Source organism: Candidatus Cyanaurora vandensis, assembly GCF_013285555.1.
GTDB lineage: Bacteria > Cyanobacteriota > Cyanobacteriia > Gloeobacterales > Anthocerotibacteraceae > Cyanaurora > Cyanaurora vandensis.
The window spans coordinates 1-4,955 of the sequence record NZ_JAAXLT010000079.1 but is presented as its reverse complement, the minus strand read 5'-3'; the positions used below and the strand labels follow the sequence as shown (position 1 = coordinate 4,955).

7 protein-coding genes are annotated in these 4,955 nt (G+C 54.6%); 4 read left to right on the top strand and 3 right to left on the bottom strand.

Going from position 1 to position 4,955, the window contains the following annotated elements; translation table 11 throughout:
* Window positions 1-1,263 (bottom strand): acetylornithine transaminase (locus tag HFM78_RS05235; protein ID WP_287128370.1); only part of this gene is annotated, 1,263 nt, incomplete at its 3' end.
* Window positions 1,264-1,310: 47 nt separating this feature from the next.
* Between HFM78_RS05235 and HFM78_RS05230 the strand changes: the two genes are divergently transcribed.
* Together HFM78_RS05230 and HFM78_RS05225 are read left to right on the top strand one after the other, a co-directional pair.
* Window positions 1,311-1,811 carry a hypothetical protein gene (locus HFM78_RS05230; protein ID WP_287128369.1) on the top strand — a complete coding sequence of 167 codons (501 nt, stop codon included), beginning with the start codon at window positions 1,311-1,313 and terminating at the stop codon, window positions 1,809-1,811.
* Between the two features lie 60 nt (window positions 1,812-1,871).
* Window positions 1,872-2,075 (top strand): hypothetical protein, encoded by a 204-nt coding sequence (locus tag HFM78_RS05225; protein ID WP_287128368.1) that lies wholly within the window; start codon window positions 1,872-1,874, stop codon window positions 2,073-2,075.
* Window positions 2,076-2,183: 108 nt separating this feature from the next.
* On the opposite strand, the gene HFM78_RS05220 is transcribed toward HFM78_RS05225, so the two are convergent.
* Window positions 2,184-2,546: a Lin0512 family protein gene (locus tag HFM78_RS05220; protein ID WP_287128367.1), complete on the bottom strand. Its 363-nt coding sequence runs from the start codon at window positions 2,544-2,546 to the stop codon at window positions 2,184-2,186.
* An 82-nt stretch (window positions 2,547-2,628) separates the two neighbouring features.
* Here HFM78_RS05220 and HFM78_RS05215 point away from each other — a divergent pair, with 82 nt between their 5' ends.
* Both HFM78_RS05215 and HFM78_RS05210 read left to right on the top strand, forming a co-directional pair.
* Window positions 2,629-3,318 carry a glutathione S-transferase N-terminal domain-containing protein gene (locus HFM78_RS05215; protein ID WP_287128366.1) on the top strand — a complete coding sequence of 230 codons (690 nt, stop codon included), beginning with the start codon at window positions 2,629-2,631 and terminating at the stop codon, window positions 3,316-3,318.
* Window positions 3,319-4,062, top strand: coding sequence for a type 1 glutamine amidotransferase (locus HFM78_RS05210; protein ID WP_287128365.1), 744 nt, complete (start codon window positions 3,319-3,321; stop codon window positions 4,060-4,062).
* Between the two features lie 3 nt (window positions 4,063-4,065).
* On the opposite strand, the gene HFM78_RS05205 is transcribed toward HFM78_RS05210, so the two are convergent.
* A complete protein-coding gene (locus HFM78_RS05205; protein WP_287128364.1) occupies window positions 4,066-4,254 on the bottom strand; it encodes a CsbD family protein in 189 nt (62 codons plus the stop codon).
* Window positions 4,255-4,955: the final 701 nt, after the last annotated feature.

Sequence of the window (4,955 nt, the reverse complement as noted above, 5' to 3'; positions counted from 1 at the left end):
GTCTAGCCATGGCATTGGAGGCCCCTCCCCCACAAGTGGAGCAGAGGCGTAAATCCCTTCTTTTGCCTTGGTTCCCCACGAGTGGGGCGGAGGGGCCTCCAATGCCATGGCTAGACTGTGCAGGGCTTCCTCAACTTCAGCCGCCGTGATGATAAGGGGCGGCACGAAACGTACAACCTGGGGTCCGGCGGCAACTACGAGTAAACCCTGTTCTAGACAGCGTTGGACCACGGCTACGGCGTTGTTGTCTTTAAGAATTAACCCCTGGATTAAGCCCCAGCCGCGCACACCCGCCAATTGTTCTGGGAACTGATGGACTAATTGGGTGAGACCCTGCTGTAGTTGTTCGCCCCGCAGTCGGGCATTGGCAATCAAGTTCTGGGTTTCTAGGGTTTCACAGACAGCGAGGGCGACCCCACAGGCGAAGGGATTGCCGCCAAAAGTGCTCGCGTGGTCGCCCGGTTCAAAGACGGCAAACTTGGAACGCGCACACAGGGCTCCAATCGGGATACCACCGCCGAGGGCTTTGGCGAGGGTGAAGACATCCGGTTCGATGCCGAGGTGTTGATAGGCCCAGAGATTACCCGTGCGGCCCATCCCGACTTGGACTTCATCCAGAATTAAGACCATATCGCGCTCATCACAGATCCGACGCACGGCCTGGAAATAGTCGCGTTCACCGGGGAGGACGCCCCCCTCACCCTGCAAGGGCTCCAGCAAAATTGCTGCCGTATTGGGGTTCAAAGCGGCTTCCAGGGCGGTGAAGTCGTTATAGGGGACATGGTGGAAGCCCGGTAGGAGGGGCGCGAAATATTTTTGGTATTTGGGCTGACCGGTGGCGGTCACGGTGCCCATGGTCCGTCCGTGGAAACTCTGGTGGGCGGTAATAATTTCTGGCTGGCTGATTCCGCGTCGGGTGAGGGCGTATTTACGGGCCAATTTAATCGCGCCCTCGTTGGCCTCAGCCCCGGAGTTAGCAAAAAATACTTGGTCGGCGACGGAGCGGTCAACTAACCATTGGGCGAGTTGGCCCTGTTCGGGGATGTAATAAAGATTGGAGACATGAATGAGGCGGCTTGCTTGGGCAGTGATGGCTTGGACCATGGCGGGATGACTGTGGCCTAGGGCACAGGTGGCAATCCCGGCGACGCAATCTAGGTAGCTCCGGCCCTCGGTATCCCACAGCCGACAGCCCGCCCCACGCGCCATGGCAACCGGGAAACGTCCGTAGGTGGACATCACTACCGCATCAAAATTTTTCATTTTTCACCTGAGCCCATGGGTTTATTATCGGACACGGCTCTCGAGATGTGGGCACATTTACCCGTGATCCCCCGACAATGCTAGAGAGAGAGCATGGAGTTGGGCTGATTTATCGTTTCACAGACCGGGATTGGGATGTCACCTTGAGCTTTTTGTTGGCTCTGGGGGGCTGTGTGACTACGGTGCGGTTATTGTACCTGGGGTTGTTGACGGTCGAGGATCTCGGGCAAGGGGTGGGGTGGTGGCTTTTTAGTTTTTTTAGTTGGGGCTATTGGGGCTGGTTGGCGGTGGCGGTGCTGTGGGTCCTTCTGGTGCGCTACTTACTTCCGGCGGGGGGAACGCTGGCTCCGGCGGTGGCGATGGTTTATGCGGCGGTGATTTTAGCGTTTATGTTTCACACTTCTTGGGTGGGGTCGGCGGTGGTGGTCGGGTTGGGGAGTGTGGGGACGGGGTTGCTCTTGCCCGTGGGTCCGCGCTGGCTGGGCTGGTCGGTTTGGGGGGGAATGGTGTTGCTGTTGGCCTTGGTGGGGGTGCGGCTGTGGAGCTAAAGTTTTCACAACCTGGGTACCTACAGATGGCGTGGAGTGCATGATCACTTACCCCGTAGTATGGATGCAACAAGTGATCCAGAGGCTTTGATGAGCGAGTTTTCAGGATTTAAAGTTCCTGGAGATATCACTAAAGCACCTGAAGAGATGGGTACTAAAGAAAAATTTTGGTTCAAGCCTCCAGAACTAGGTAAGTGTTTGTTCAAATTAGCCCGACTCGAGACGGGCGAGGACTGGTCTGAGAAAATTGCAGCAGAGTTATAGACGATGAGAACTATTTTTCGGGTGGTAGGAATCGTTACTACCTGCGTAGCTGAGTATAGATCACCCTTGAGATTCCCTTGTTAAATCCTGAGGGGTCAGGGCTCAAAGCTAGGTTACTTCTACCCAGACGGTTACAGCAGCCACGGCAACCAGCATCTCGTCATTGCGGTCCTGGAGGCCGGGGATTGCCCTGCCGTGGACAATCATGCCGCCCGCTTCCACCTGTAGGGACTTTTGACCAAAGGGGAGGACAGCGAGGACTTCCTCAACGCGGACTTGTTCAGGGTAGGGCACAGCGACTCGGACCTCGACTACCATCTGGTCGGGATCGGTCAGACCCGCCACCTCCCACACCCCTGGCAGTGCATTATGGGCAATGGCATTACGGACGGCGCGGGCGCAGGCTACGGTCGGTTCTTGTCCGTGCTGGTCTACTCCCATCCCCATTTCAATAATTAAGCGGCGCAGCATGAGCAACCCAATTTCCCTCTAGCGTACATTGTCAGTGACCCGGCCCTGGGATAAAGTAGAGCCGCCCTATACCCGGACCAGCATGGACGTTTTAGATCTTGGTAGTTCAGTTGTTGCCACCTTTGCGCGGTTGGGGAGTAGTGCGTGGGTCGGACCTCTTGGTCTCCGTCCTGAGCAACCCTTAGCCCTGTATGAATTTGAAGCCTGTCCTTTTTGCCGTAAAGTCCGGGAAGCCCTGACGATCCTCGATCTAGAAGTAATGGTCTATCCCTGCCCTAAAGGTGGTACCCGCTATCGCCCCACGGCCCAAACTAAGGGCGGCAAACTGCTATTTCCCTATCTGGTGGACCCCAATACGGACCGGGCCATGTACGAGTCCGATGATATTGTGCGCTATCTCTTTACGACCTATGGCGATGGTAATGTCCCCGATATCCTATCGAACCCCTTGGTGATGGTGGGTTCTGGGCTGGCGACAGTCGTGCGGATGGGGAAGGGTCAGGATGCGCGGCCCTCTCGTGCCCCGGAGCAGCCCCTCGAACTATGGAGTTATGAAGCTTCGCCCTTTTGCCGCTTGGTACGCGAGACCCTCTGTGAACTGGAAATCCCCTACCTCCTCCACAATGTCTCCCGCGATAGCCCCAGCCGTCCAGCCTTCATCCAAAAGGTCGGCAAAATGCAGGTCCCTTATCTTGTAGACCCCAACACCGGGACGGCAATGTTTGAGAGTGTGGACATCCAGCAGTATCTCCAGCGGACCTACGGCGTGTAGATGTCTGACCTCAGAATCCTGCTAGTCCAAATCCGTCAAGATAGTCTTACCTGTGAAGAAGAATTGGCGGAGTTCGTACGCTACAGCGAGTTGAAACTCATCCAGTTCACCACGCTCAATGTCTTTGAGCAAGCCCTCCCACTTGCCTGCGTCCAGGGGTACGATGCCTTGTTTATCGGTGGGTCGAGCGATGCCTCTGTCCTGCAACCCGAGCAATACCCGTTTGTTCAAGACCTCAAAGCCCTTTTGCTCCACTGTCTAGACCAATCGTTCCCGGTATTGGCTTCCTGCTTCGGCTTTCAGGTGGTGGTGGAAGCTCTCGGTGGTCGGGTGATATTGGATGAGGCGGGGATGGAATTAGGTACTTTCCCGCTGCGCTTGACGGCGGCGGCCCAGACTGACCTGTTATTCCATGACTTCCCTCAGGATGCCTGGGTGGTCTGTGGGCACAAGGAACGGGCAGCAGTTTTCCCGGCAGGATGTATTTTGCTGGCGGCTACTGAGCAGTGTCCATACCAAGCCCTGCGGGTGGCGGATAAACCTTTCTATGGGTTTCAGTTCCATCCTGAGATGGATGACGTGGACCTGAGCAATCGTCTGAAGCGTTATCTAAATCGCTATCTTAAAGATCCTAAACCTTTAGAAAATATTATCGCTAACATCAGAGAAACCCCTGAAGCCAATGGCTTAATTAAAAAATTTGTGGACCGCGTTATCTTACAAGAAGCACGGTCCACTCATTAATAATTAAACGCGGTCAATGGTATCTTTCACGTTGTCTTTCACGTCTTCCTTGGCATGTTCAGCCGCAGCTTTGGCTTGTTTGGCTTGACCTTCGAGCTTATCCTTGGGATCGCCCGTCAGTTCACCCCAAGCTTCCTGAACTTTACCTTCGACGTTCTTACCCGTAGCTTCAGCCCGGTCTTGTAAACCCATGAGATCCTCCTGAGGGATACGCTTGTGACACTACCCAATGTCTCAGAATTCTCTAAGTAATACCTCTAGCTCGGGGGGGATTTCCACTTAGTAAAGAGGTTTCGACAACTGCTAATCACTGGGACTGAAAATTAGTTTGTGTAAATGGTCTTTACCCTCACGTGCGTAGTAGTCTGCGCTTTGTTAGCAACAAGGACGACAAGGGAGTGACAGCCGACTCTGTCAAGCCGCCAGCGTGCAGGCGGCGGCGAACGGACTAGGAACAGGTGGTACCGTTTCTGCAATTCCCTGGGGAGATTCGGCGGGTGATTTACACCACTAGAGTCCATGCGACCATCGGCAAGGTCATAGGCGAGTGTTCCTGAGCGATGAGACGGCCCTCAAAGCGTTGTACCTAGGTCCACAGCAGGTAGCCAGTCGGTGGACACGACCCATCCAGGCTTAGAAAGCAGCGTTAAGTCGCTTCATGATTTTGTTTGAGCACCGTCTGTTTACCCAACTGTTTACGCAAAATAATTGACAGTCCTACCCCAGGTTTTTAGCTACGAGCCTACTGCGCTCAGATTGATGTCCTACGCTTGCAGGTAGAATAGAAGGCAAGACAGGTCTTATCAGTTATCAGAAGCGGAACCCATATATAGCAACCCTACAGGAATGGTAAAAAGAGTCATGGTGCTCAACCGCCGCCCCCAACCCCCAGC

What these genes read in the sequence shown, in the direction of transcription:
- HFM78_RS05225 (WP_287128368.1), top strand. Translation starts at nt 1,872, where the DNA reads ATGGATGCAACAAGTGATCCAGAGGCTTTGATGAGCGAGTTTTCAGGA.
- HFM78_RS05220 (WP_287128367.1), bottom strand. Translation starts at nt 2,546, where the DNA reads ATGCTGCGCCGCTTAATTATTGAAATGGGGATGGGAGTAGACCAGCAC.
- HFM78_RS05215 (WP_287128366.1), top strand. Translation starts at nt 2,629, where the DNA reads ATGGACGTTTTAGATCTTGGTAGTTCAGTTGTTGCCACCTTTGCGCGG.
- HFM78_RS05210 (WP_287128365.1), top strand. Translation starts at nt 3,319, where the DNA reads ATGTCTGACCTCAGAATCCTGCTAGTCCAAATCCGTCAAGATAGTCTT.
- HFM78_RS05205 (WP_287128364.1), bottom strand. Translation starts at nt 4,254, where the DNA reads ATGGGTTTACAAGACCGGGCTGAAGCTACGGGTAAGAACGTCGAAGGT.